Origin of the sequence: Actinomadura sp. WMMA1423 (assembly GCF_006547145.1) — a bacterium.
Taxonomy (GTDB): Bacteria; Actinomycetota; Actinomycetes; order Streptosporangiales; family Streptosporangiaceae; genus Spirillospora.
The window spans coordinates 4,179,417-4,203,769 of sequence record NZ_CP041244.1 but is presented as its reverse complement, the minus strand read 5'-3'; the positions used below and the strand labels follow the sequence as shown (position 1 = coordinate 4,203,769).

The 24,353-nt window shown below is 71.6% G+C and carries 22 protein-coding genes; 14 read left to right on the top strand and 8 right to left on the bottom strand.

The features are described 5' to 3' along the window. The first annotated feature begins 1 nt into the window (after window position 1). The gene (locus FKD65_RS19415; protein WP_141578841.1) at window positions 2-679 is read left to right on the top strand and encodes a GAP family protein; all 678 of its coding nucleotides are present in this window, start codon (window positions 2-4) and stop codon (window positions 677-679) included. 45 nt (window positions 680-724) lie between these two features. Here the strand turns inward: FKD65_RS19415 and FKD65_RS19410 are convergent, their stop codons facing one another. The 3 genes from FKD65_RS19410 to FKD65_RS19400 all read right to left on the bottom strand — a co-directional run bounded on the left by FKD65_RS19410 (window position 725) and on the right by FKD65_RS19400 (window position 5,136). Continuing rightward, a complete protein-coding gene (locus FKD65_RS19410) occupies window positions 725-2,746 on the bottom strand; it encodes an AAA family ATPase (RefSeq protein ID WP_141578840.1) in 2,022 nt (673 codons plus the stop codon). A gap of 146 nt (window positions 2,747-2,892) precedes the next feature. Next, complete coding sequence (locus tag FKD65_RS19405) at window positions 2,893-4,326, bottom strand: RCC1 domain-containing protein (RefSeq protein ID WP_141578839.1); 1,434 nt, start codon at window positions 4,324-4,326, stop codon at window positions 2,893-2,895. A gap of 210 nt (window positions 4,327-4,536) precedes the next feature. Continuing rightward, window positions 4,537-5,136 (bottom strand): TetR/AcrR family transcriptional regulator, encoded by a 600-nt coding sequence (locus tag FKD65_RS19400; protein WP_141578838.1) that lies wholly within the window; start codon window positions 5,134-5,136, stop codon window positions 4,537-4,539. 113 nt (window positions 5,137-5,249) lie between these two features. Between FKD65_RS19400 and FKD65_RS19395 the strand changes: the two genes are divergently transcribed. Next, window positions 5,250-5,882 (top strand): DsbA family protein, encoded by a 633-nt coding sequence (locus FKD65_RS19395; RefSeq protein ID WP_168221107.1) that lies wholly within the window; start codon window positions 5,250-5,252, stop codon window positions 5,880-5,882. An 8-nt stretch (window positions 5,883-5,890) separates the two neighbouring features. Here the strand turns inward: FKD65_RS19395 and FKD65_RS19390 are convergent, their stop codons facing one another. Continuing rightward, the gene (locus FKD65_RS19390) at window positions 5,891-6,574 is read right to left on the bottom strand and encodes a LysR family substrate-binding domain-containing protein (protein ID WP_240810241.1); all 684 of its coding nucleotides are present in this window, start codon (window positions 6,572-6,574) and stop codon (window positions 5,891-5,893) included. A gap of 54 nt (window positions 6,575-6,628) precedes the next feature. On the opposite strand from FKD65_RS19390, the gene FKD65_RS19385 reads away from it, so the two are divergent. Next, entirely contained in the window at window positions 6,629-7,012 is a 384-nt protein-coding gene (locus tag FKD65_RS19385) for a DUF5997 family protein (RefSeq protein ID WP_141578836.1), read from the top strand. A gap of 127 nt (window positions 7,013-7,139) precedes the next feature. Next, window positions 7,140-8,135, top strand: a complete 996-nt coding sequence (locus tag FKD65_RS19380) for an RNA polymerase subunit sigma-70 (RefSeq protein ID WP_141578835.1) — start codon at window positions 7,140-7,142, stop codon at window positions 8,133-8,135. A gap of 83 nt (window positions 8,136-8,218) precedes the next feature. Here FKD65_RS19380 and FKD65_RS19375 read toward each other — a convergent pair whose 3' ends face one another. Continuing rightward, on the bottom strand, window positions 8,219-8,782 hold the full coding sequence (locus tag FKD65_RS19375; protein ID WP_141578834.1) for a dihydrofolate reductase family protein: 564 nt from the start codon (window positions 8,780-8,782) through the stop codon (window positions 8,219-8,221). A 296-nt stretch (window positions 8,783-9,078) separates the two neighbouring features. Between FKD65_RS19375 and FKD65_RS19370 the strand changes: the two genes are divergently transcribed. Both FKD65_RS19370 and FKD65_RS19365 read left to right on the top strand, forming a co-directional pair. After that, window positions 9,079-10,293 (top strand): NAD(P)/FAD-dependent oxidoreductase, encoded by a 1,215-nt coding sequence (locus tag FKD65_RS19370; protein ID WP_141578833.1) that lies wholly within the window; start codon window positions 9,079-9,081, stop codon window positions 10,291-10,293. A 114-nt stretch (window positions 10,294-10,407) separates the two neighbouring features. Further along, a complete protein-coding gene (locus FKD65_RS19365) occupies window positions 10,408-10,662 on the top strand; it encodes a hypothetical protein (RefSeq protein WP_240810240.1) in 255 nt (84 codons plus the stop codon). A gap of 20 nt (window positions 10,663-10,682) precedes the next feature. Here the strand turns inward: FKD65_RS19365 and FKD65_RS19360 are convergent, their stop codons facing one another. Both FKD65_RS19360 and FKD65_RS19355 read right to left on the bottom strand, forming a co-directional pair. Further along, window positions 10,683-11,705, bottom strand: coding sequence for a hemolysin family protein (locus FKD65_RS19360; protein WP_141578832.1), 1,023 nt, complete (start codon window positions 11,703-11,705; stop codon window positions 10,683-10,685). Further along, window positions 11,702-13,096, bottom strand: a complete 1,395-nt coding sequence (locus tag FKD65_RS19355; RefSeq protein ID WP_141578831.1) for a hemolysin family protein — start codon at window positions 13,094-13,096, stop codon at window positions 11,702-11,704. Before FKD65_RS19355 ends, FKD65_RS19360 begins: the two co-directional genes overlap by 4 nt. Window positions 13,097-13,459: 363 nt before the next feature. Here FKD65_RS19355 and FKD65_RS19350 point away from each other — a divergent pair, with 363 nt between their 5' ends. From FKD65_RS19350 to FKD65_RS19315, 8 genes are all read left to right on the top strand, one after another. Beyond that, the gene (locus FKD65_RS19350; protein ID WP_141578830.1) at window positions 13,460-14,869 is read left to right on the top strand and encodes a hypothetical protein; all 1,410 of its coding nucleotides are present in this window, start codon (window positions 13,460-13,462) and stop codon (window positions 14,867-14,869) included. Window positions 14,870-15,005: 136 nt separating this feature from the next. Beyond that, window positions 15,006-16,256 (top strand): AAA family ATPase, encoded by a 1,251-nt coding sequence (locus FKD65_RS19345; RefSeq protein ID WP_205718717.1) that lies wholly within the window; start codon window positions 15,006-15,008, stop codon window positions 16,254-16,256. Beyond that, the gene (locus FKD65_RS19340; protein ID WP_240810239.1) at window positions 16,253-17,581 is read left to right on the top strand and encodes a VWA-like domain-containing protein; all 1,329 of its coding nucleotides are present in this window, start codon (window positions 16,253-16,255) and stop codon (window positions 17,579-17,581) included. The genes FKD65_RS19345 and FKD65_RS19340 overlap by 4 nt, the downstream gene beginning before the upstream one ends. A gap of 699 nt (window positions 17,582-18,280) precedes the next feature. Next, window positions 18,281-19,942, top strand: coding sequence for a sensor histidine kinase KdpD (locus FKD65_RS44990; protein ID WP_205718716.1), 1,662 nt, complete (start codon window positions 18,281-18,283; stop codon window positions 19,940-19,942). Window positions 19,943-20,032: 90 nt separating this feature from the next. Beyond that, window positions 20,033-20,446 (top strand): roadblock/LC7 domain-containing protein, encoded by a 414-nt coding sequence (locus tag FKD65_RS19330; RefSeq protein WP_141578828.1) that lies wholly within the window; start codon window positions 20,033-20,035, stop codon window positions 20,444-20,446. Next, window positions 20,443-20,808 carry a DUF742 domain-containing protein gene (locus FKD65_RS19325; protein ID WP_141578827.1) on the top strand — a complete coding sequence of 122 codons (366 nt, stop codon included), beginning with the start codon at window positions 20,443-20,445 and terminating at the stop codon, window positions 20,806-20,808. The genes FKD65_RS19330 and FKD65_RS19325 overlap by 4 nt, the downstream gene beginning before the upstream one ends. 13 nt (window positions 20,809-20,821) lie before the next feature. After that, window positions 20,822-21,433 (top strand): ATP/GTP-binding protein, encoded by a 612-nt coding sequence (locus FKD65_RS19320; protein ID WP_141578826.1) that lies wholly within the window; start codon window positions 20,822-20,824, stop codon window positions 21,431-21,433. Beyond that, on the top strand, window positions 21,430-22,704 hold the full coding sequence (locus tag FKD65_RS19315; protein WP_141578825.1) for a cytochrome P450: 1,275 nt from the start codon (window positions 21,430-21,432) through the stop codon (window positions 22,702-22,704). The genes FKD65_RS19320 and FKD65_RS19315 overlap by 4 nt, the downstream gene beginning before the upstream one ends. Here FKD65_RS19315 and FKD65_RS19310 read toward each other — a convergent pair. After that, window positions 22,688-23,905, bottom strand: a complete 1,218-nt coding sequence (locus tag FKD65_RS19310; protein WP_141578824.1) for a cytochrome P450 — start codon at window positions 23,903-23,905, stop codon at window positions 22,688-22,690. The two genes, FKD65_RS19315 and FKD65_RS19310, sit on opposite strands and share 17 nt — an antisense overlap. Window positions 23,906-24,353 lie beyond the last annotated feature (448 nt).

Genomic DNA, 24,353 nt, shown 5'->3' with positions numbered 1-24,353 from the left:
CGTGGGCGACGCGATCGGTCAGGTTCTCTCCTACGGCGTCGGAGTGGCGCTGAGCCCGTTCCCGATCATCGGTGTGGTGCTGATGCTCGCGACCCCGAGGGCGCGGTCCAACGGCCCGGCGCTGCTCCTGGGCTGGGTCCTGGGCCTGTCCCTGGTCGGCGCGATCGTGCTGCTGGTATCGGGCGGCGCGGGCCCGAGCGACCAGGGGCAGCCCGCCGTCTGGGCCAGCGCGCTCGACCTGGCGCTCGGCGTCCTGCTGCTGTGGGTGGCGGTGAAGGAGTGGCGCGGCCGGCCGCGCGGCGACGAGGAGGTGTCGCTGCCGAAGTGGATGCGCACGGTCGACTCGTTCACCCCCGTCAAGGCGGGGGTGCTCGGGATCGTGCTGTCCGCTCTCAACCCGAAGAACCTGCTGCTCGTGATCGCCGCCGCCGCCGCGATCGCGCGCACCGGCACCTCGGGAGGCGCCCAGGCCGCGGCACTCGCGGTCTTCGTCGTGATCGGAGCGCTCGGGACCGGAGCGCCGGTCGTGCTCTACTTCGTCCTCAAGGAGCGCTCACAGCACATCCTCGACGACCTCAGGCTCTGGATGGAGCGCCACGACTCCGCGATCCTGACGGTGATCTGCCTGATCCTCGCCGCGAAGCTGATGGGCAACGCCATCAGCGATCTCTCCTCCTGACGCCGGCGTGAGGCCGAGGCTCCGGCCGGATCTCCCGGGTGCCGGTCAGCGCGGAGGCGCGTCGGGGTTCGGCGGCGTGCCGGTGAGTTCCTGGGACCACAGGAGGTCGGCGAGGCGGGCGGTGGCCTTGGCCAGGTGGCGGCGGTAGGTGGAGAAGGAGAGGTGGAGGGCCTCGGCGGCGGCCTCCTGGGTGGGGGCCGGGTGGAGGTAGGTGCGGTCGAGGACGCGGCGGAGCGGAAGCGAGCGGGGGTCCTGGGCCAGGTGGTCGACGGCGGCCAGGAGGGCGGCGCGGAGGCAGGCGGGCGTGGGGTCGGCGACCAGGCAGGTGCCGAGGAGGGGGTTGCCGGTCAGCTGGTCGGGGCGGTTCAGGTGCAGGAGCGCCTGGCGGACGGCCTGGTCGAAGCGGTCGCGGTCGAGCGGGGCCGGGCGTAGGAGATCGGCCGGCGGAGGGCCGGTTTCGCCGGTGAGTTCGCGTTCGCAGACGAGGTCGAGCCACCGTTCGACCGGCAGGCGGCGCCAGTCGATGCCGTAGACGGTGTGGGACAGGCCCTCGGAGGCGACGGCGACCTGCCTGGTGAGAGCGAGGTAGTTGAAGATCGGGCCCCAGTGGCCGGGGTCGGTGGTGGCGGTGAAGGACCAGGCCAGCGGCCGGGTGGTCCAGTCGACGGTGGACATGACCGAGGCCGCGAGGGCGGCGTGGGGGTCGCGCTCGTGGCCGTCGGGGCCGATGACGTAGCGGGCGATGCTGATCTGCTCTCCGGGCCTGGCCGGGGAGTTCCGGTCCGCCGTCGCCAGCGCGGCGCGCAGGACGGGATCGGCGTCGTGGAGGGCGGGGTCGGCGGGCCAGACGCACTGGAACGCGCAGCCCGCAAGGCCGGCGGAGGTGCGGACCACGACGAGGTTCTCGGGCTGGGCGGCGAGCCATCGTGCGGCGACGGCCGCGCTCTGGACGCCCTCGAACCGTTCGATCAGCGCCAGGACGGCGGGATGGTCGTCCTGGCGTCCGGGCGTCACCGCCGCGGTCCGCAGTTCCGGCAGCGACCAGACGGGACCCGCCAGCGGCGTCCGCCGGAGCAGGAAGACCTTCTGGTGGGCGGCCAGCCACCGGTCCCCCGCGCCACCGGTCCGGCGCAGGCCGCTGACCGCGTGGTCGTGGACGAGGCGGTGGACGCGCCGGTAGGCCTCGGGCGAGCGGCGCCGCAGGTCGGCGGCGAGCAGGTCCCGTACGAGATCGTGGGCGTGCAGGCCGTCGCTGCCCCGGCCGATGAACGGGCGGCCCTCCAGCCATGCCCAGATCTCCGCGGCGCGCTCTCCGACCGCGCGGCGCAGAAGATCCTCGGTGGTGAGCCACGCGTACGCGCACACCGCCAGGCCGGTGGCGTGCGCCTCGTCGGGCACGCCGCCGACGACCCGTCGCACCAGAGCCGCGACGAGATCGGGCGCCTCGCCCAGCTCGTCCGGCGGCGGTCCCGCCGCGGCCGCGTCGGCCAGCAGCGCCAGTACGAGCGGGTGGCCCCGGCCGAGTTCGGCCAGGCGCGCGGTGAGCGGGGCGGCCACCCCGGCCCGGAGCAGCAGCTCGACGCTCTCGGCGCTGGTCAGCGCGGCCAGTTCACGGCAGACGGTGACCGCGCGCCAGCCCGGATCGCTGCGCCACTGCTGGCTGGGCGGCTCACGCCCGGCCAGCACGACGACCATGCCCGCCGGGACGGACGGCAGGAACTCCTCGCGGATCCAGGTGTCCAGCGCGGCGAGGTACTCATAACCGTCCAGCAGCAGGACGGTTTCGGTGCCGCCCTCGGCGTGCCCGGCCGCTCTGCGGAAGGCCTCCGGTGAGCAGTCGACGTCCCGCCCGTCGACCGAGACCACCGGACGGCCCGCGGCCAGCGCACGCATCCGGAACTGGTGCAGCAGCGTGGTCTTGCCGATCCCGCCCGGGCCGTGGATCAGCAGGACCCGGCGTCGCGTCCCGGCTCCGAGGGACTCGCCGAAGGCGGCGAGCTCGCCGGTCCGTCCCACGAACGCCCGCCGGCGCTCCTCGTCGATGACCGACGCGAGGTTCTCCGCCATTTCCCACTCCCGCGGCCGGGAACCTCAGGCTAGCGCCGTCCGCGGCCGGGCGACAGAGCCCGGAAGGCCGCCGCGGGCCCGGTCGGATCCGCGGCGGCTCGGAGAAGTGGGCGGTCAGTGGCGACTATCAGTGGCGACTACGGCGTCTAGGGCCGGTTCCAGGTGACCGTTGCGCCGAGACCGATCGGAGGGATCGCACCCGGGGGCTCGCCGTCACCGATCATGTTGGTCCTGCCGAGCGCGTTCCCGAGCGCGCCCTCGGCGTTGTCGCCCCAGCACCGGACCTCGCCCGCGGTGGTGACGGCGCAGGTGTGCGCGGTACCGGCGGCCAGCGCGACGACGGAGTCTCCGTTCAGGTGCACCCATGAGGCGTCCGACAGCGGTTCGTCGTCACCGAGGTCTTCGAACGTGCCGAGTTCCGGCAGGCCGAGCCGGCCGTCCTTCGACTGCCCGCCCACGTGCCCCCAGCACCAGACGTGGTGGACGTCGCCCGTCAGCGCTGTACAGGTGTGGTCGTATCCGGCGTCGGTCGTCGTGACGCGCCTCTCGCCCAGGCCCACCGGGCCGGAGTCCGGAGGCACGTCGAGGACCGGGGTGCCGAGCCCGGTCGCGCCGTAGGTGTTGTCGCCCCAGCAGCGGAGCGTCGCGTCCTCCAGCGTGGCGCAGGTGTGCGCGCGGCCCGCCGTGACGTCCACCGCCTTCATCCCGTCCAGGTCGACGTGCCCGGCCGACAGCGGCGTCTCGTCGTCGCCGATGATCTGATTGTTCAGATCCTGAGGCAGCCCGAGCTGTCCGTGGCCGTTGTCGCCCCAGCAGTACACGGCTCCGCTGTCGGTCACCGCGCAGGTGTGATCCTCGCCCGCGGCGATCGCCCGGACGGTGCGGTGGCCCAGGTCCACGGCGCCGAGGTCGTCGGGGTCCTCGTCGTCGCCGATGATCTCGTCGGTGTTCGGATAGCCAAGTTGGCCCTTGTCCGACATGCCCCAGCACATGACGTTGTCCAGGTCGTTGATGACGCACGTGTGGGTGCCGCCCGCGGCGATCGCCTTGGCGGTGCGATCCCTCCCGAGGTCGACCATGATGTCCCCTCCGATCGCCACGTCCGCGGGTTCCTCGTCGTCGCCGATCGAAAGGTTGCTGCCGTCGCCCTGGTCACCGGAACCGAGGACGCCCCACTGGTTCTGCCCCCAGCAGACGACCCCGCCCTCGACGAGGACGGCGCAGGAATGCAGGCCCCCGGTGGCCACTTTCCACGCCAGGTTTCCGCCCAGATCGACGGTGCCCGCCGTGCTCGGCGCCTCGTTGTCGCCAACCCTCGTCAGGCTCGGTACGAGGGCGTTGCGGCCGTGGCCCAGCTGGCCCCTGTCGTTGCTGCCCCAGCACCGCACCGCGAAGGCGTCGTCGACCACGCAGGTGTGCTGGATTCCGGCGTCGATCCGCTCGCGGACCTGGGCCGGTACCGGCACCGGAACGGCGCCGACCGGCGCGAGGAGCGCCATCCCGACGCCGATCACCGTCATTACCGCGAGGCACGCGAGCCGTCCCGCTCGCAGCACCCCGCCGATCCGATCATTTTCCACGTACTTCCTCCTCGGACTGCGGCCGTCAGGTCGACCGCGCCCCGAGGATCGGCCGATCGGCCGCTCACTCTCCAGCTCAGAAACCGGTCATCCTCTGGCCACTTCCGTGGGTGCGCGTGAGTTCGTGGCCGCCGGCGGGGTGGATGACCTGCTGATCCGCCTCGCCGGGAGCACAGGGGGTGATCTCGGCGATCGGAATCGGTGGGCGTGCTACCGGCCGGGTGCGTCGGCCGATGGGGCGAGGCCGGTGAGCGCGAGGTCGACGATGGCGTTGATGTGGTCGGTGTCGGCCACGCGCGGGGTGAGGAGCCGGCGGTAGTAGGCGGCGCCGTAGAGCAGTTCGGTGACGAGCACCGGGTCGGCGTCGGAGCGGACCTGGCCTGCGCGCTGCGCCGCACGGATGCGTTCGGCGGCGGCGCCCGCCAGATGCCCGATGAAGTTGTCCCACAGGGCCCGGTGGAGGTCGGGGTCGTGCTGGGCCTCGCCGATCAGTGCGCGGTAGTGCGGAAAGACGTCCGCGTCGCCGAGGATGCGCGAGGCCGCCGCCATCTGCGCCTTGATGTCGGCGACGAAGTCACCGGTGTCGGGGAAGGTCGCGTCCATCTTCCAGGTGGACAGCAGGCCGTCCAGCAGCACGGCCGCCTTGGACGGCCACCAGCGGTAGATGGTGTTCTTGCCGACGCCGGCGCGGGCGGCGATGCCCTCGATGCTGAGCTTGCGGTACCCGACCTCCTGGCACAGGTCCATGGCGGCCTTGATGACGGCGTTGGCGGCCTCTTCGCTGCGGCGCTCAGGACGTCTGGGGGACATGCGGACAGCTTAGCCCTCAGGCGGCACGGAACGTTCCGTATTGACGCGGGCCGCGGCGACGGGCATGCTGAGGCGGCACGGAACGATCCGTGCCGCCAGTGAGGGGCGAGGCCGTGAAAGTTGAGTTCACCCACGACATCGCCTGCGTGTGGTCGGCGCTCGGCTACGCCCGCTTCCAGCGGGCCGCCGAGGAGCACCGGGCAGGCGGCGGCGAACTGGAAGTCGTCTTCAGGCCGTACCAGACGGCGATCCCGTCAGCGGCGACGACGCCGGGCGGCGGCCCTCTCCAACTCGTCCCCGCCGCGCGGATCGAGCAGGTCGCGCAGGCGGCGGCGGTCGACGGCCTGGTGGTTGACCTCGACCGGATCTTGCCCGCCCGCACCGACCACGCGCACCGGCTCATCGCGCTGGCCGCCGCGCAGGGCGCCGCCGAGGACATGGCCGCCCGCCTGTACCGCGCCTACTTCAGTGACGGCCTGGACATCGGAGACGTGAACGTGCTGCGGGGGCTCGCGTTCGCGCTCGGCGTCAGTTGGAGCAGCGAGAAGGGGAGCGGGCGGGCCGGGCCGGGAGCTGCGCGGATCGCTCGCGTGTCCGGCCCGCGGGTGCCGGTCTTCCGGTTTCCGGACGGGACCGTCCTCGTTGGAGCCGTGTCGCTGTCCACGCTGCGGAGCGAGTTGGGTCGGGCCGACCGAACACGGCGACGCGTCCGGCCAGAGCCCGACCACGCGCCGACCGCGGTCTGACCGACTCTTCACGTACGGCGGCGCCTTTGGGGGCGGCGTTTAGGGGTGGAACGCCGGCGCGGCGGCTTCTTACGGTCGGGCTGCTGTTGGGCGTTGCGGCCGCGGGAGCTGTTGGGGGTGCGGCCGCGGACGATGCCGATCAGTTCCTCCATGAGGTCGGTCGTCTCGGCTTCGAGCCAGGCCAGGCCGATCTGGGATCGAGGAGCGTCGGTCACGGGGCGGTAGGTGAGGTCTCTGCGGTGGTGGAGGCGGGCCAAGGACTGCGGAAGCAGGAGGATGCCGGCCCCCGACGCCACCAACCCGATCGCGGCGGCGGTGTCCTCAGGACGGGTGAAGGCGGGCTGCCCGGGGCGGTCGCCCCAGGTCAGGACCTCGTCGAGCGGCTCGAACACGTCCTCGTCGGCGAGATCGGCGAGCTCCACCTCCTCCACCGCGGCCACCGCGTGATCTTTGGGCACCACCACGACGGTCGTCTCCAGGTACAGCGGGATCACGTGGAGGGCCTCGCGGTCGACGGGCAGGCGCACGAACGCCGCGTCCACATCACCCTTCCGCAGCAGGGGGACGATATCGGCGGCGGGGATCTGCACCAGCCGAAGCGGCACGTCCCGCACCCGCTCGGCCCACACCCCGGCCCACTTCGAGGGCGTCACCCCCGGCACGTAGGCCAGCCGGAACTCACCTTCGGTCACTCCCTCAGCCTAGTCACGTCCAGGGGGCCCTTTCCGCTGGCTACCCTTGAGGTCATGAGCGCGTCCAAGGCGAAGACCCCGCAGACCATGAAGCCCGCGACCGCGGCCAAGAAGCTGGGGATCCTGCTGTCGGCAGCGCCCGCCGAGTTCCAGGAGGGCCCGGTCTCCCGGGACGAGTTGAACGCGCTCCAGGCCGACCCGCCCTCGTGGCTCGCCGACCTTCGCCGCGAGGGCCCCCACCCCCGCCAGGTCGTCGCCGCCAAGCTCCGCGTCTCCGCCTCAGGCCTGGCCCGCGCCGGCATCACCGGCCCCCTCACCACAGCCCAGATCGAGGACCTGAAGGCCGAGAACCCCGACTGGCTGGAACGCGAGCAAGCCATCAGGGCCAAAGTCCGCGAAGAGGAACTCCGCCTCAAGCAGCAGCGCGCCAAGGCCTGATCCACACGACGCCCCGCCCCGTCCGGCCTGGCGAACGGCCTGGTGCCGGCGGCTTGACCGATCAGAAATCCTCCGCCGCGTCGTCAGTCCTGGTAGCTCCTCGCCACCCGCGGAAGGATTGACGACCATGACCGACGCCGGACTGCCGGGCGCCGACAAGGCAGCGTTCATCGCGGCGGCCCGCTCGAACGACACGGCGCAGTTCGCGCTCATCACGGAGCGCTACCGGCGTGAGCTGCAGGTGCACTGCTACCGGATGCTCGCGAACTACGAGGACGCGCAGGACATGACGCAGGAGACGTTCCTGCGGGCGTGGAACAAGCGGGAGTCGTTCAAGGGCCATGCCGCGCCGCGCACCTGGCTGTACCGGATCGCGACGAACGCCTGCCTCGACTTCCTGGAGAAGCGCAACGACCGCACACCCTTGCCGGACGCGGACTCAGAGGTGGGCTACCTGCAGCCCTACCCGGACCAGATGCTCCCGGAGGACCCGCAGGAATCGGCGGTGGCGCGGGAGACGATCGAGCTGGCGTTCATCGTCGCCGTCCAGCACCTGCCGCCGCGGCAGCGGGCGGTGTTCATCCTGCGCGACGTCCTGGGCTGGCCGGCGTCGAAGGCCGCGGGCGTCCTCGAACTGACCGTCGCGTCGGTGACCAGCGCGCTGCAGCGGGCGCGCGTGACGATGCGCGAGCGGCTGCCGGGCCGCCGCCTCGACTGGCGGAGCCCCACCACGCACGAGTTGTCGGACGACGAGCGCGGTGTGGTGAAGTCGTACATCGACGCCCATGAGCGCAACGACCTCGACGGGCTGACGGCCCTGCTGCGCGACGACCTGCGCTTCATGATGCTGCCCGGGTCGGGCACCGTGGACGTCACCGCCAAGGACGCGGTGGACGGCTGGGTCGCCGGCGGGCTCTTCCAGCCCGGCAACGACGACTGGCGCTGCGTCGCCACGACGGTCAACCGCATGCCCGCCGCCGTGCTGTACCTCCGCACCCCCGACGACCCGGAATACCGTCTGCTGAACATCGCGGTCCTGCGCATCGTCGACGGGAAGATCGCCGAGCTCACCGGATTCGACGTCACCGGCAAACCATGGCTGGGCCTGCCCGCGACGCTGTGATCGGGCGCGGAGACCACCGCCCCGCCGGCGCTGCCGGCGGGGCGTCCTCACACCGGCTCACGAGCCGAGCGTTCGGCCCGTGCTCATCGCCTCGTCTCGTACCGGGTCATCATCACGCCGCCGGGGAACGTCCGTGTCTCGACCAGGTCCAGGTTCACCCAATTGTCCAGCGCGGTGAAGAACGGCTTGCCGCCGCCCACCAGGACCGGCACGGTGACCAGCACATACTCGTCGATCAGCCCGGCCCGCATGGCCGCCCCGGCGAGCGTCGGGCTGCTGACGTCCATCGGGCCGTCGTCCTCGGCCTTGAGCCGGGTGATCTCGGTGACCGCGTCGCCGGTGACCAGGCGGCTGTTCCAGTCGACCTTGTCGATCGTCGAGGAGAACACCACCTTGGGCATGTCCCGCCAGCGGCGGGCGAACTCGATCTCCGCCGGTGTGGCGCCGGGCTGCTGGTCGGCGGTCGGCCAGTGGGAGCTCATCATCTCCCACAGTCTGCGCCCGTACAGCGCCAGGCCGGTCGCCCCCACCCGGTCGGACCACCACTGGAACAGCTCGTCGCTCGGGACGCTCCAGCCGAGGTCGTCGCCGGGCGCGGCGATGTAGCCGTCCACGCTCAGGTTCATGCCGTAGGTCAGTTTCCGCATGGCGTCAGCCTCCTGTGAGTCGATCTCACACGTACAGACGGGCGCGGGCGGAAACCTAATCGGTGCCCGATCCGCGTCCGCAGGCGGTCCTCCCAGCCTCCTTCGGAGGAGGGTGTGACGCTGATCCAGCCGTGCAGGACGTCTACCCCGACGACAGCACGGCCACCGCCTGAGCCGCCAAGGCTGCCGAGGACCGGCACGGCGGGGAACGACCGGGGTAAGGGGCAACAAGATGGGCAGGAGAACCTTGGAGTCAGACCGTCCGTTCAGAGTCCGTTACGGAAAGTGAGAGTCAAGTGCCTGGTGCCCTCGTCGTCGGCGCCGGCCTCGCGGGGCTGGCGTGTGCGGTGAGGCTGCACGAGGCCGGGGTGCCGGTGCGGGTGCTGGAGGCGTCCGACGGGGTCGGGGGCCGGACGCGGACCGACAGCGTCGACGGGTTCCGGCTTGACCGGGGGTTCCAGGTCTTCAACACCGCCTATCCCGAGGCCAGGCGCGTCCTGGACATCCCGGCCCTGGACCTGAGGCCGTTCGCTTCCGGTCTGCTCGTGTTCCATCAGGGACGGCGCGAGCGGGTGATGCTCCCGTGGAAGCACCCCCGGCACGCGCTGAGCGGCGCTCTCGCTGACATCGGCTCCGTCCGCGACAAGGCCGCGCTGGCCGCGATGACCGCCCGCGACCTGACGTTTCCAGCCTCCCGGATCCTGCAAGGAGCCGAACGCGACACGGCCGCGGAGCTTCGCCACTGGGGCATCTCCGAGCGGATGACCGAGAAGCTGCTGCGTCCGTTCCTGGCCGGAGTGCTGCTGGAACGGGAGCTGGAGACCTCGAGCCGCTTCTTCCACCTGATCTGGCGGTCGTTCGCACGCGGCACGATCGGCGTCCCCGCCCTCGGGATGGGACGGATGGCGGAGCAACTCGCGGCGCGGCTGCCGGACGGGGCGCTGTCACTGGAGACTCCCGTGGGAGCGGTCACCGGTGATGGGATTCAGACCTCCGACGGGGAGACGTTCGAGGCCGATGCCGTCATCGTGGCGACCGACCCCGTCCGGGCCGCCTCTCTCGTCCCCGAGATCGAGGCGCCCGCCATGCGGGCCGTCACCACCTTCTACCACGCGGCGCCGAAGTCCCCGCTGGAGGAGCCCCTGCAAGTCCTGGACGCCGAGGGGATCATCACCGACACCCTCGTCCTCACCGACGCGGCGCCCGAGTACTCCGCCGACGGCCGCGCGCTCATCTCGACCTCGGTGCTCGGGCTCGACGCCGACGAGTCACTCGTGCGCGCCCGGCTGGACGAGATCTACGGTGACACCGCCGACTGGCATCTGATCGCCACGTATCCGATCGAAGCCGCTCTTCCGGCGACGCCCCCGCCGCTGCGGCTGCGCCGCCCGGTGCGAATCCGCAGGGGACGCTACGTCTGCGGCGACCACCGCGACACAGGATCCATCCAGGGCGCCCTGGTGTCCGGCCGCCGCGCCGCCGAAGCCGTCCTGGCGGACCTGCCCGGCTGAGCCGCGCCCCGGCGGGGCAGTGTCAGCCCGTCCGCATCGGGCCCGACTCTCATGTCGGCCCTGCCGCCCCCGCGCGGCGCTGGTGACACGACACCCGGGCCGACGTGCTTAACTATGGACGATCTCGTCGTTACTGTACCCAGATCGGCGAAGCGGTCACCGGAGGTAGCGATGGGGTCGGGACGGTGGATTCTCGTCGCCTGGCTGATCATAGGGGCGCTCGCTGCGGGACAGCGCCACTACTACGCCCGGTTCGACGGCGGCTGTGCCGCGATCGCCACGATCGGGATCACCTGGGCCACCGGTCCGCTCAACTACGTCGGTCTCAACCCCACCGCCAACTGCAAGGTTCCTCAGCCGAGCAGATGACGCCCCGCTCCGCGGCCTCGTCAGGCCGCCGGGGGCGGCGCGGGCGTGCGGGGGAACAGGCGTCGCAGCACGTCGGTGATGGTGATGACGCCCAGGATCCGTTGGTCCCCGGTCACCAGGGCGAGCTGCTCGCTGGTCTCGCGCATCCGGGTCAGCGCCGTGGAGACCGTGGTGTCGGCGGCGATGCGGAGGGCCGGGCGGGTCAGGTGGGCGATGCCGGCGGTCTCGGGCCGGGTCAGTGTGTCGCGCACGTGGATCACACCCCATGCGGTGCCGGGGGCGGTCACGAGGATGCGCAGGTGTCCGGAACCGCGGGCCGCGGTCTGGACGTCGGCGACGGTCGCGTCCGGGGGGACGGAGGCGGGAGTGGAGTTCGGCTCGACCAAGTCGCCGATCTTCAGGTTCCGCAGGTCCAGAGCCTCGGAGAGCTGAGCCGAGTACCCGGCGTCGAGTGCGCCGACGTTGGCCGAGTGCTCGACCAGGTGGCGCAGCGCGTCCGGGTCCTGGCCGGACTCGACCTGGTCGGCGGCTTGGACGCCGACCTTGCGCAGGCACCAGTTGGCCGACTCGTTCAGGACGTGCAGCAGCGGGCGGGTCAGCCGCATGAAGCCGCGCATCGGCAGCGCCAGCATCGTGGCCGACCGCTCCGGATGGGCGATGGCCCAGGACTTGGGCGCCATCTCGCCGATCACCAGGTGCAGGAACGTGACGATGACCAGTGCCAGCACGAACGCCGCCGGGTCGGCCAGCCACCGCGGCGTGGCCCAGGACTCCAGCAGCGGGGTGAGCCAGTGATGGACGGCGGGTTTGGTGATCGCGCCCAGGGCCAGGGTGCAGAAGGTGATGCCGAGTTGCGCGCCGGCCAGCAGCAGCGTCAGTTCGGACGCGCTCCGCAGCGCCGCCCGCGCCGACCGGCTGGAAGGCGCCGCATCCTCCAGCCGGTGCCGCTTCGCGGCGATCAGGGCGAACTCCACGGCGACGAAGAAGGCGCTCAACGCGATGATCGCGACGGTCGCGGCCAGTACCGCCCATGGACTGCTCATCGCTCCGGCCCCTCCCCGGCGTCGGCGGCCCCGGTGGGCTCGTCCGGCGCCGTCAGCCGGATCCGCACCGACGCCGGCACCTGGTGGTCACCGATCTCAAGGACCTCGACATGCAGGAACCTCCTCGGTGGATGGTCGGTGTGCGCCAGGTCGGCGGGCTCGGCCGGCAGTTCGACCTCCAGTTCGGCCCCCGCCTCGGGTAGTGCACCGCAGGCGGCGATCACCAGGCCGGCCATGGTCTCGTAGTCGCCGTCCGGGAGGCGGTGCCCGATGATGCGCTCGATCTCGTCGAGGTGGAAGCCGCCCGGGATGATCCAGGCGTCCCCGTCCCGGATGGCCGCGGGTTCCTCGGCGGCGACGTCGTGCTCGTCGCTGATCTCGCCGACCAGCTCTTCGGCGAGGTCCTCCAGCGTCACGATGCCGACGAAGCCGCCGAACTCGTCCACGACGCAGGCAAGCTGGTCACGATCCCCGGTCAGCCGGTCAAGGGCCGCCGGCAGTGCCATCAGCGTCGGCACCAGCACGGCCGGACGCATGATCGACGAGACCGGCGCGGCGAGGTCGGAGGCGAGCAGCACCTCGTCCAGGTGCGCCACGCCGACGACCCGATCGCGTTCGTCCAGTACCGGGTAGCGGGAGTGGCCGGTGCTCATCAGCCGCCTGACCTCCCCGACGGCCGTGGCGGCCCCGACGGTGTCGACGCGCGTGCGCGGGATCATCGCGTGCTCGACGTCCCGGCGGGGGAAGTCGAGGATGCGGTCGAGCAGGATCGACAGGTCCGGTGGGAGATCCCCGGTACGGCGCGATTCGGCCACGATGTGCGCCAGGTCCCGCTCGGTCGCCGCGTGCTCCACATCGTGCACCGGCTCGATGCGCAGCATCCGGAGCAGCAGGTTCGAGGCCTGGTCGAAGACCCAGATGAGCCACCCGAGCGCCTTGAGATAGAGCAGCGTCGACCGCGACAGCCATCGGGCGACGGGTTCGGGGCGGGCGATCGCCAGGTTCTTGGGGAACAGTTCGCCGAACAGCATCTGCACCACCGTCGAGAACGCCAGCGCCAGCACCGTGCCGGCCGCGATCCCGGCCCCCCTGGGGAGGCCGGCGCCGCCGATCATGTCCCCGAAGGCCCGGCCGATCAGCGGTTCGGCGACGTATCCGACGAGCAGGCCGGTCACCGTGATTCCCAGTTGGGCGCCCGACAGCATGAACGAGGTGCGCCGCGTCACCTTCAGCGCGCGTCCTGCGCCCCGGTCGCCGGCACCGGCGCGTGCGGCCAGCCGGGACCGGTCCACGGCCATGTAGGCGAACTCCTGCGCGACGAAGTAGCCCGTCAGCACGGTGATCAGCAGGACGACCACCACACCGGCGAGCAGGGACAGCACAGTGATCAACGGTGCCCCGCCCCGGGATCGTCAGCGGCGCCGGGAAATCTGTGGTGTTCCATCGGCCTCTCTGGTCGCGAAGGTCATCAGTTCAAACGACGAATGACCAGGTCAGGTTCCTGACACCTGCCCCACCCCCGCCCTCCCACACGGCACCGCGGGATGAACACCATCGAGCCGGTAGCGTCGCTTCCGCAAGGCCGCAACGGACCCTCGCCCCCGTTGGCGCTGCTCGCCCGCAGGCTCGCGGGCCATGGAGTTGATCGAGCGGTGGTCGGACTGACAGATCCACATCCGGGTGCTTATGATGTCCGCGATGAAGAACAACTCCTCATACAGATCGGGGGAACCGTTCGCGCAAGGTGAGTGCTGATGGCACCCCACTTCGCGAACATTCCGGTCCGTCTGCTGATGTGGCAGCGCGTTCGTGAGTACGCCGTACCACCGTCCATGATCGAGACTGCGACCGCACGGCGTCTGGTCGGTGACTGGGCGGGGGCCTGCGCCGCCGCTCGGGTCGACATCGATTTCGATCTGCGTGCCGTGCGCGACCGCTACGGTACCGAGTTCGTCTCCCGCCTCAGAGCGGATCTGCGTCGGCTGGCACCGGATCTGCTTCGCTGGCACATACCCCGCATCGCTCCTCACGGGCGGATCCGGCCCGGCCTGACCATCTCCCTCAGCCGTTACGGCGGTTCCGGCACCACGCCGTTGCAGTTGGTGGTGCGAACACCGCCGGCTTGGGCGGACGCCGGCCAACGGATGTCCTTGGCCCTCTGGGACGAGCACGGCGGCGGCGCACCGGGCCATCATCCCCACCCGCATCCTGCCCGGCGTTTCCGGCTCGACCTGCACCGGCATCTGTGGGACTCCAGTCGGTGCGGCGAACTGGCGTCGCGCTGCGGTGCGGGCGCCGCGCCGGAAGCGGCACCCCCCGACCGGTCCCACTTGCTCGCCTGGCTGAAAGGGCCGGTCCGGCCCGATCCCCCCGAGGCCGACGATCTCTCGTGGGCGCCGGCGCGGTGGGCCGCGGAGGCCGAGATGTTGCTGGGGGCGGAGGGCGACTCCGGCGGGGTCTTCACCGTTCGGCTCGGCGCACGGGACCGCAGGGCGTTCGAACTCGTCGCCCCTGATGACCACCATGTCCCGACGTTCCGGTCGCTTCAGGAGGTGCTGCCGCCTCAGGTGGTCGCGGCGCTGCCGGTGCTACCGGAGGCGTCGGCCCGGGTCCTTCCGGATCTGGCGTTGCTGCGGGCCGGGCTGGTCGCCGCCGATCGGCTGCATCCACTTGTAGCCAAGGCGTTGTCGGCGTCTGGAGCAGGACCCGCGCCCGGGCCCGGGCATCAGCCCGGTGACCCCCACAGGGTGGAGTGCCGGGGCGACGTCCACCGGATCGTGCTGCGGGACGGGGTGCTGACGGCGGTCGACCATGACCCGGTACAACTGCGCCGGGAAGAGCTGCTGGTGGCACTCGGTGGCCCCGCGCTGCCGTGCCTTCGCGCGATCGACGCGGTGCACCGCGACCCGCAGGCACTGCCCGCCGTCCGGGAGCGGCTCGGCCACGGCGATGTCTGCGGGGCGCTGGCCGTGGTCGAAGGCCTGCTCGGTCGTGGTGCGGTCCTGCGCGACGGACCGCTGCGAGAGACGCTCGAGTCGTGTGCGGCCCGCCGCCTCGACGACGGACTCTTCCGTTCCGGGCTGCGCCCCGTACACCCTCCCGCAACGCGCCCCGCACGGCGCGGTCGGGCGCGACGCCGCACCAGTCCAGCACGGGCGAGCTGACCGGCCCGCGCTCGCACCGCGAATTCCGCACGGCCTGGCCCCACCGTCCTCCGGCCATGCCGTCCATTTCCACTACCCCCAGGTGATGCCCATGATCTCCAGTGCCCCTCCGTCCACCTCGGTCAGGACGACCGGTATGTCCGCCGACGCATCCGGAACCGATCCGCAACTCGTTCTCGCTGACGACCTCCTGGCTCTGCTGCGAACCACCACAACCGAGACGCGCCCCGACGAGCAGCTCGAAGCGCTCACCCTGGCTGTGGCGGCCGACCTGCCCGTGCTGCTGTGGGGCGAACCGGGCATCGGCAAGACCGCGGCTCTGACGCAGCTCGCCGCCTCGCTCGACCTGCCGCTGACGACTGTGATCGCCAGCGTCCACGAGCCGACGGACTTCTCCGGGTTGCCCATCGTCGGTGATGACGCGGCGACGCAAGGGGTGCCCATGGCGCCGCCGCAGTGGGCAGTGGACCTCGTACGTGCCGGACGGGGACTGCTCTTCCTGGACGAACTCTCCACCGCCACTCCGGCCGTCCAGGCCGCGCTGCTCAGGGTTGTACTGGAGCGGAGGGTCGGTGCGTTGCGACTGCCGCCGGCGGTACGGATCGTGGCCGCCGCCAATCCGCGCGCGTCGGCAGCGGACGGATGGGAGCTGAGTCCGCCGCTGGCCAATCGATTCGTGCACCTGTACTGGGTCCACGACCGGGACACGGTGGTGCGCGGGCTGGGCGGGGTCTGGCCCCGGGCGCGGCCGCCCCGGCTGGTGTCGGAGAAGCTGCCGGAGGCGGTGGCCTACGCCCGGCGGGCGGTCTGCGGATTCCTGCGTGCACGGCCGACCCTGATCCACCGGCTGCCGAGCACCGAGACACGGCGCGGCGGTGCCTGGCCGTCACCCCGGAGTTGGGAGGCCGCGCTGACACTGCTGGCCTTCGGCACGGCGGCGTCCGTCTCTCGCGAGGTGCTGGCGTTGCTGGTACGGGGCGCGGTGGGGGACGGGCCAGGGCTTGAGCTTCTTGCCCATCTGGACCGGATGGACCTGCCGGACCCCGAGTCGCTGCTGGCCGATCCCGCCTCCGCCGAGCTGCCGGTGCGGGGAGACCTGCGTCAGGCGACCTTGGAGGCGGTAGTGGCCGCCGTGGGCGCACGTCCACAGCGGGAGCGCTGGGAGGCGGGCTGGATGGTACTGGTCCGGGCGCTGGAGACCGGTACCGCGGACCTGCTGGTCGCCCCAGCGATGGTCTTGGCTTCGCTGCGGCGTGACGACTGGGAGGTGCCGGAGTCGGTGGAACGGCTGGCCGGAGTGATCGGTCTCGCCCGGCGGGCCGATCAGTCGGTACTGCGGGCCACGGGGTCGGCCGACGCCGAGCGTACGGCCGGGGTGGGCCGATGACGAGGACCTCGAAGTTTCCGATGGCCCGCCCAGGACCGCCGCGCCGAGTGCGGGCCGCCGCTCCGGCAAGCCCGACCGGCTCCGGCGAGCCGTACGGACCGCCCGGCCTTCCACTGGACCTGGAAAAGTTGCTGGCTGCTCGACTGCACGCGGTAAAGGTCCGTCCTTATCTGGCGAGCGCGCTCTTCGCGCTGCATGTCGTGGAGGACCGTTCAGTGCCGACGATGGCGGTGGATCCGCACTGGCGCTGCTATGTCTCCCCCGGCTTCGTCGTGCGCACCCCGGTGGAGGAGCTGGCAGGCGTCTGGGTGCACGAGGTCTCCCATCTGCTGCGAGACCATCACGGACGGGGGGATCGGTACGCGAGAGAGCACGGGGAGTACGGGCCGGGTGAGCGGCTGCGGCGGAACATCGCCGCCGACTTCGAGATCAACGACGACATCTACGGTGACGGTCTTCCCCGGCCCGCCGGGGCGGTCCTGCCGTCGATGCTGAGGCTGCCCGCCGGGATGCTCATGGAGGAGTACCTGCGGACGACTTCCCTGTCCGGGCTCACGCCGGACCTGGCATGGCTGGACTGCGGCAGCGGGGCCGACGGACAGGACCGTCCGTGGGAGTTGGGGCCCGACGGGGCACATGGTCTGAGCAGACAGCAGCGGGACGCGGTGCGCTTTCGGGTCGCCGAGGGAATCAAAGGTCGGCCGGGCGACGCGCCGGAAGGCTGGCGCCGCTGGGCGGACGAAGCGTTCCATCCGCCCCAGCCGTGGCGGCAGTTGCTGGGGGCGGCGGTCCGCTCGGCAGCAGGAGCCCCTGGAACAGGAGAAGATCACAGCTATCGGCGTCCGTCCCGGCGCGCGGCCGCTGTCCCCGGTGTGCTCCTGCCGAGCCTGCGCCGTAAGCCGCCCCAGGTCTGTGTGGTGATCGACACATCCGGCTCAGTCAGCGATGCCGAACTGGGCAGCGCGCTGCTGGAGGTGGCAGCGATCTCACGGGCGGTGGGCGGGCGGCGCGACCTGGTGTCGGTGATCTCCTGCGACGCGGCGGCCGGGGTCGCCGTCCCACTCTGCCGAGCCGAGAACCTCCAGCTGATCGGTGGCGGAGGAACCGATCTGCGCTCGGGTTTCACCCGGGCGCTCCGCTCTCGGCCCCGCCCGGACGTGATCGTCGCCCTGACGGACGGCCAGACGCCCTGGCCCGCCGAGCAGCCACCCTGCCGGACCGTAGTGGGTCTCTTTCCTCGTCCAGCGAGCGCAGTAGACGAGGAAAACCCCGACTATGCCCCGGCCAACCCGCCCCATTGGGCCCGCGTCGTCACGATCAACTGAGAGAGCAGCTGGTACCTGCGACTGGAGTCGGGCACCGGTGCGGACGGTCGTCGTCCCTGAGGCACGTGCGCCCACCACCTGTTGGTGGTGGGCGCACCGTGCGGCCGGGTGGCGGGGATCAGGTGCGCTTCCACATCGGCCGCGTCCAGGCCGTGACCCCGGCCGCTCTCATGACCTGAGACCGGCCACCGTCGAATCCGATTTCTCATGTCGATCAATACCGCCGGGTGCTGAACGGTGTGGAGGAGTTCGTGCTGCCGCCGTCGGCAAAGGACCCTGCCGGGGGAGTTCGGCGCACCTGGCCGAGGTGTACGGCACCTCGGGGCATCGCTCAATGATGATCGTTTTGGGTCGCCCGTTCACGGCGGGGCTTCGGCGAGCGTTTCGTGAGGTCGGGAAGTTCGTGGCCCGCTCCCGCGAAGCGGCGGATCCCCGGCTCGGCGGCTCCGTGATTGGAACGATCCACAATCTCGGTGGCGATTACTCCGGTGGGTAACCGCATCGGAAGTCGGGCAGTACGGAGCAAAGGGACAGTAGTTCGCTGAAGTATCTCCCCTTACTCCTGTGTCTTCGTGCATCATGGGTTTCGCCCCATTTCGGGGGCTCGTGCGAGTTAAGGTCCGCATCCGGACCGGGCCGCAGTCCGCTGGGCCTGCGCACGGTTCCATCAGCCAGCCCCTCGCTCAAAGGACAGGATGGATGCCGGTGCCCGCAGGCCGACTCCGCATCGAGCGCGCCCCCCTGGAACGCGCAGTCCTGGTGTGGCTCATCATGGCGATCGTCGGCGGCAGCACCTTGCTGGCCGCTCTGTTCGCCGTCGGCCCGCCGTCACGCGCCCTGGTCGCAGGCGGCGGTGGAGGCATGCTCCTCGCGCTCAGCGTCGCCATCGGGGTCGCCGTGTACTTCGCCGCGGACAACCAGCGGCTGCGAGACCGGCTGGCGCAGGTCACCGCCCAGGACGACCGGCTGGAGAGGCAACTCGCGGAACTGGTCGACGGGCCGCTGCCCACCCTGGTGGCCCGCCTGCGCGACGGCGCCCCGCCCGAGAAGGTGCTGGTCGGCTTCCCGCCGGTGACCGACCGGACCCTCGGGCGGCTGCTGCGCATCGTCGTGGACGGCCTCGCGGCCAGTGAACGCGCGGCTGCGCAGGTGCGGGCGGAGTCGGCCGCGCTCGACGCGGAGATGGCCTGGCTCGCCGACACCGCGCTGCCCGCCCTGGCCACCCGGATCAGGCGCGACCGGGTCGGCGTCCCGGCCGTCCTGGCCGAACTCGCGGACCCCGCCCACGACACGACACGGCGCGCCCTGCGCCGGGTCGCCGAGGACTTCGCCGAGGGCGAGCGGACCAGCGCCGCGGCACTGGCGGCCTGCGCGAGCGCGGCCGCGCGGATCCAGGCGCGGACGACCCGGATGCTCGGTGAGCTGCGCGACCTGGAGGACCGCTACGGCGACGACAAGGTCTTCGGGGACCTGCTCGGCCTCGACCACGACGTCTCCCAGCTGGGACGGCTGGCCGACAGCATCGCGCTCCTCAGCGGCGGCCGGTCGGGGCGGCGCTGGACCAAGCCGATCGTGATGGAGAGCGTGCTGCGCGGCGCCATGGGCCGGATCGGTGCGTACCAGCGCGTCCAGTACCACCTGACCAGTACCGCCGCGGTCGCCGGATTCGCCGCGGAAGGCGTGATCCACGCGCTGGCGGAGCTGATGGACAACGCCGCCAACTTCTCGCCTCAGGGCAGCGCCGTGCACGTGTACGTCGAGGAGGAGGACGCGGGGATCCTGGTCACGATCGAGGACGGCGGCCTCGGCATGCGGCAGCGCGAACGGCAGCGCGCCGAACGGCTCGTCAGCGAGGCCGCCGACCTCAGCTCGCTGCCCGGCACCAGGCTCGGCTTGGCCGTCGTCGGGCGCCTCGCCCGCAAGCACGGTCTGCGGGTCAGCTTCCGCCCGTCCTCGCGCGGCGGAATCGGCGTGATCGTGCTGATCCCCGCCAACCTCATCGTCTACACCCCGCCCGGCGCCACGGACGCGGCGGACGCGGCCGTCCCCGCCGTCCCCGCAGCCCGCCGCCCGCCGGAGCCGAAGCACGAGGTCGCGGCGGCTCAGCCGGCCGGCGCGGAATCCGATGACGTGGTCCTGCCCAAACGCAGACGCGGCGCCGCCCTCGCGAGCGCGCCCGCGGGACGAGCCGCGGGGCGGGAAGCCCGTCTCCGCGACTCGGGGACCCGGTTCGCCGCGTTCCGCCAATCCGCGGCCGGGTCGCCCGCCGCGTCCGCCTCCGGTGCCGAGCCGGACGGGGCCGGGGCCGAGGCGACCGGGGGTGGGGGTGCGGGGGAGGCGGGGTCGGCCGCGGACGAGTGAGATCCGCGACAGGCCCCGGCAGAACGACGGACAGCAGGATTCACAGATGGGAGGAGGGGCGTCCCGGACCACCGGCCGCCCCAGGAACCGATGAACACCGATCAGCGTGATCTTGACTGGTTGCTCGCGGGGCTGCTGGAGCGGGCACCGGGTGCCAGGCACGTCCTGGTGCTGTCCAGGGACGGCCTCAAGATCTGCTTTACGGCCGGACTCGAAGAGGACGGGGCGGACCAGCTGGCCGCCATCGCATCCGGCATCCAGAGCCTGTCGCTGAGCGCGTCCGCCGAGTTCGGCGAGGGCCTCGGAGCGGGTCAGTCCATGGTGGAGTTCGCCGGCGGCGTGCTGCTCATCGTCCCGGCGGGCCAGGGTGCGCACCTGGCCGTGGTCGCGGACGAGGTCGCCGACGTCGGCCTCGTGGGGCACTGCATGAACGAGCTGGTCGAGCAGATCGGCGGGTACCTGACGGCCGCGCCTCGCAGACTTGAGCACGACGCCCGCACATGAACCGCCGCCCTCTGGACAGGGAGGACCCCGACCGGCTCTACACCGTGACCCGGGGCCGCTCCGAGGCGGACGACGACACGCTCGATCTGGTGGCGCTGATCGTCGCCGAGGACGAGCCCGAAGCCGGCATGCAGTCCGAGCACGCCGCGATCCTGCGGCTCTGCCGCCACAACCCGGTCGCGGTCGTCGAGTTGTCCGCCCGGCTGCGGCTGCCGGTGAGCGTGATGAAGATCTTGCTGCTCGACCTGCGCGACATGGGTCGCATCACCGTCCGCCATCCGTCCTCGGCCGCCGCCCCAGCCGCGTACACGGCCGACCTGGACACGCTGAAGCAGGTGCTCGTTGGACTCGAAAGCATTTGACAGGGCGCCGGGCGTGCGGCCCGCCGACCGGCGCGCCGGGACGCCCCTGCCGCATACCGCCCGGGACGCGTTGAAGATCGTGATCGTCGGCGGGTTCGGCGTGGGCAAGACGACCATGGTCGGCTCGGTGAGCGAGATCAGGCCGCTCAGCACCGAGGAGACCATGACGCGGGCCGGGATCGGGATCGACGACCCGGGCCAGGTCGAGACGAAGCGCACCACCACCGTCGCCTTCGACTTCGGGCGTATCTCGCTGGACGAGCAGCGGGTGCTCTACCTGTTCGGGGCGCCCGGCCAGGAGAGGTTCTGGTTCCTGTGGGACCAGTTGTTCTCAGGAAGCCTCGGCGCCATCGTCCTGGTGGACACGCGCCGGCTGGAGGATTGCTTCTACAGCGTCGACCGCCTTGAGGCGCACGCCATGCCGTTCGTGGTGGCGGTCAACCGGTTCGAGGGCCCGCAGCCGTCGCTCGACCGGGTCCGGGACGCGCTCTCCCTCGACGACGGCATCCCGCTGATCGAGTGCGACGCCCGCGCCCGCGACTCCGCCAAGGCCGTGCTCATCACGCTCGTCCGGCACCTCGCCCATCTCCGCGAACCGTCTGCCGTCCAGGAGGTCGCACCGTGACCGAATCGTCCATCCCGCGGTCCGCGCCCGACGGGGACGCCCCCGACACCGCCGTGCGGCTGTACGGGGCCACCGTCACCCGGGACCCCGCCGAGTTCTACCGTGAGCTGCGCCGGGACCACGGCCCGGTGGTCCCGGTCCTGCTGGACGGCGACGTCCCCGCGTGGTTCGTCATCGGCTACCGGGAGGTCAACCACATCACCAACAACCCCATGCTGTTCGCGCGCGACTGCCGGCGCTGGAACGCCTGGGACCGGGTCCCCGACGACTGGCCGCTCATGCCCTATGTCGGATGGACGCCGTCGGTGATGTTCGCCGAGGGGGAGGAGCACCAGCGGCGGGCCGGCGCGATCGGCGACGCCCTCGACGCGGTCCACCGCACCGAACTCGCCGCCATCTGCGAAGAACTCGCCGACGGGCTCATCGACGAGTTCGCCGGGAACGGGGAGGCCGACCTCGTCGCGCAGTACTCCCACCGCATCCCGCTGCTGGTCATGGCCCGGCTCTTCGGGCTGCCCGACTCCGACGTGCCCACGCTCGTCCAGGACGTCGCCGAGTCCCTCGACGCCGACGAGAAGGCCGTCGCGGCCCATCAGCGCATCCAGCAGCGCATGACGGACCTGGTGGCCGAGCGGCGGCTGCGCCCCCTACCGGACTTCCCCTCCCGGCTGCTGGCGCATCCGGCCGGGCTCAGCGCGGAAGAGGTGATCATCGATCTGCTGGTGGTGATGGCCGCCGCGCAGCAGCCCACCGGCAACTGGATCGGCAACGCCCTGCGGCTGATGCTGGTCGACGACCATTTCTCCATGACGTTCCAGGGCGGCAGGAGCAGCGTCGACCAGGCGCTGACCCAGGTGCTCTGGGAGGACACCCCCACCCAGAACTTCATCGGCCGCTGGGCCGTGCACGGCTGCCGGCTCGGGGGACGCGACATCCGCTCCGGTGACCTGCTGGTCATGGGCCTGGCCGCGGCGAACGCCGACCCCCAGGTAAGGCCCGAGGCCGGCGCCGCCACCGGCAACCGCGCCCACCTGTCGTTCGGGCACGGTGAGCACGGCTGCCCGTTTCCCGCTCCGGAACACGCCGAGGTCATCGCGCGGACGGCCATCGAGGTGCTGCTCGACCGGCTGCCGGACATCGAGCTGGCCGTCCCGCCGGACGGCCTGGAGTGGCGGCCGTCCTTCTGGATGCGGGGGCTGCACGCGCTCCCGGTCACCTTCAGTCCGGCCGCCCACGGCCTCGGCGCGGTGCCGTTCACCCCGCGGGCGTGAACTCCAGCGGCAGGTGAGCGGGGCCGCGGGTGAACACACCGCGCTCGACCGGGTCCGCCCCCTCGGCCAACCGGACGTCGGGCATGGCGTCCAGGAGCATGTTCGTCCCGACCTCGATCTCCGCCTTGGCCAGTAGCGCGCCGACGCAGAAGTGCCGTCCCAGCGCGAACGCCAGATGGTCGGCCGCGGCGGAGAACGCGCTCGTGGTCGTCAGATCATCGCGGAAGATGTCGAAGCGTTCGGGGTCCCGGTAGCGTTCGGGGTCCCGGTTGGCCGAGCCGATCAGGCAGGTGACCGTGCTGCCGGCGGGGATCGTTCCGCCGGTCACCGTCACGTCCTCGTCCGGCTGCCGCATGATCATGTGGACGGGCGGCGAGTAGCGCAGCGTCTCGGCGAACGCCCGCGGTATCAGATCACGGTCGCGCTGCACCGCCGCGAGCTGGTCCGGATGCGCGAGCAGGTTCGCGAACAGCGCGGAGACGGCCTTGTCGGTCGTCTCACCGCCCGCAGCCAGGAGCAGGCTGACGAACGCCTTGATGTCCTCGTCGCTCATCCGCGTCCCGTCGATCTCCGCCAGGCACAGCCGCGACAGCAGATCGTCTCCGGGCTCCTCGCGGCGGCGCGCGATGATCGGCAGCATGTGGGCGGCGAGTTCCTCCCGCGTCCGCAGCCCGGCCTCCGCCACGTCCGGATCCTGAGCGAGGTTCCCCAGGAACGCGATGATCGAGGTGTACCACCGCTGGAACCGCGCGTGATCCGCCTGGTCGAGCCCGAGCATGTCGACGATGACATTGATCGGGAAGTGGGTGCTGAACTGGCCGACCAGCTCCACCCTGCCCGCCGTGCGGAAGCCGTCGATCAGGGTGCGCGCGTTCCGCTCGATCACCGGCAGGAATTTCTCCCGCAGCTCGTCACCTCGGAACGCGGGCGCCACCAGGCCCCGCCGCACCGCGTGCTCCCGGCCGCTGAGCTGCAGAATCGTCCGCCCGTGCACGGGTTCGAGCTGCCAGTCGTAATTCGCGGTCGTGAACACCGGCTCCCGGAAGGCCCGCGCCACGTCCTCGTACCGCGAGATCACGTAGCTCTGCGTCCCCTCGTGCCAGTAGAGCGGCGCCTTTTCGCGCAGCACTTGGTAGGCGCCGTAGGGATCAGCGGCGAATCCGTCCGCCAAGATATCGGGAAGCTCCGCACTCGTGGTCATTCCACTCCCATGAATGTGATTCGGTCGACCGTTGTCGTAGGTTAGAAACCTACGGGGTTAAAGTCCAGAAAACCGGATTTTCGGACACGCGATCAACCGACCGAAACCAACCGCCCCGGCTCCCGCTAACCGCGATGGCGGGTAGTCGTCGAGGCGCATGGAGTTGCAGAGGCGTGCGCTGCTGGTACTGAGCCGGACGAGTGCGCGGCTGGGCCCCGAGGGCAGGGCGGAGACCAGGCCGGCGCCCTGCGCCAGCCCCCCACACGCCGAGGCGGGACGTTGGGACGAGGGTCTTCGCCGTATCCGCGTTCTTCGCGCCACGGTCCACCCCACCGCGGCGTGCGACCAGGGTGGGCGCAGCGCCCGAGACCGCGTAAACCTCATGCAGGTGGGCGGGCTGGGCGGATGGCCCTGCCGACGCCGCAGCCGTTCCGCGACGTCATCGACT

What these genes read in the sequence shown, in the direction of transcription:
- FKD65_RS19400 (WP_141578838.1), bottom strand. Translation starts at nt 5,136, where the DNA reads ATGTCCCCCAGACGTCCTGAGCGCCGCAGCGAAGAGGCCGCCAACGCC.
- FKD65_RS19385 (WP_141578836.1), top strand. Translation starts at nt 6,629, where the DNA reads ATGAGCGCGTCCAAGGCGAAGACCCCGCAGACCATGAAGCCCGCGACC.
- FKD65_RS19310 (WP_141578824.1), bottom strand. Translation starts at nt 23,905, where the DNA reads ATGACCACGAGTGCGGAGCTTCCCGATATCTTGGCGGACGGATTCGCC.
- FKD65_RS19325 (WP_141578827.1), top strand. Translation starts at nt 20,443, where the DNA reads ATGAACCGCCGCCCTCTGGACAGGGAGGACCCCGACCGGCTCTACACC.
- FKD65_RS19410 (WP_141578840.1), bottom strand. Translation starts at nt 2,746, where the DNA reads ATGGCGGAGAACCTCGCGTCGGTCATCGACGAGGAGCGCCGGCGGGCG.
- FKD65_RS19375 (WP_141578834.1), bottom strand. Translation starts at nt 8,782, where the DNA reads ATGCGGAAACTGACCTACGGCATGAACCTGAGCGTGGACGGCTACATC.
- FKD65_RS19350 (WP_141578830.1), top strand. Translation starts at nt 13,460, where the DNA reads ATGGCACCCCACTTCGCGAACATTCCGGTCCGTCTGCTGATGTGGCAG.
- FKD65_RS19340 (WP_240810239.1), top strand. Translation starts at nt 16,253, where the DNA reads ATGACGAGGACCTCGAAGTTTCCGATGGCCCGCCCAGGACCGCCGCGC.
- FKD65_RS19365 (WP_240810240.1), top strand. Translation starts at nt 10,408, where the DNA reads ATGGACGATCTCGTCGTTACTGTACCCAGATCGGCGAAGCGGTCACCG.
- FKD65_RS19380 (WP_141578835.1), top strand. Translation starts at nt 7,140, where the DNA reads ATGACCGACGCCGGACTGCCGGGCGCCGACAAGGCAGCGTTCATCGCG.
- FKD65_RS19345 (WP_205718717.1), top strand. Translation starts at nt 15,006, where the DNA reads ATGTCCGCCGACGCATCCGGAACCGATCCGCAACTCGTTCTCGCTGAC.
- FKD65_RS19330 (WP_141578828.1), top strand. Translation starts at nt 20,033, where the DNA reads ATGAACACCGATCAGCGTGATCTTGACTGGTTGCTCGCGGGGCTGCTG.
- FKD65_RS44990 (WP_205718716.1), top strand. Translation starts at nt 18,281, where the DNA reads ATGCCGGTGCCCGCAGGCCGACTCCGCATCGAGCGCGCCCCCCTGGAA.
- FKD65_RS19360 (WP_141578832.1), bottom strand. Translation starts at nt 11,705, where the DNA reads ATGAGCAGTCCATGGGCGGTACTGGCCGCGACCGTCGCGATCATCGCG.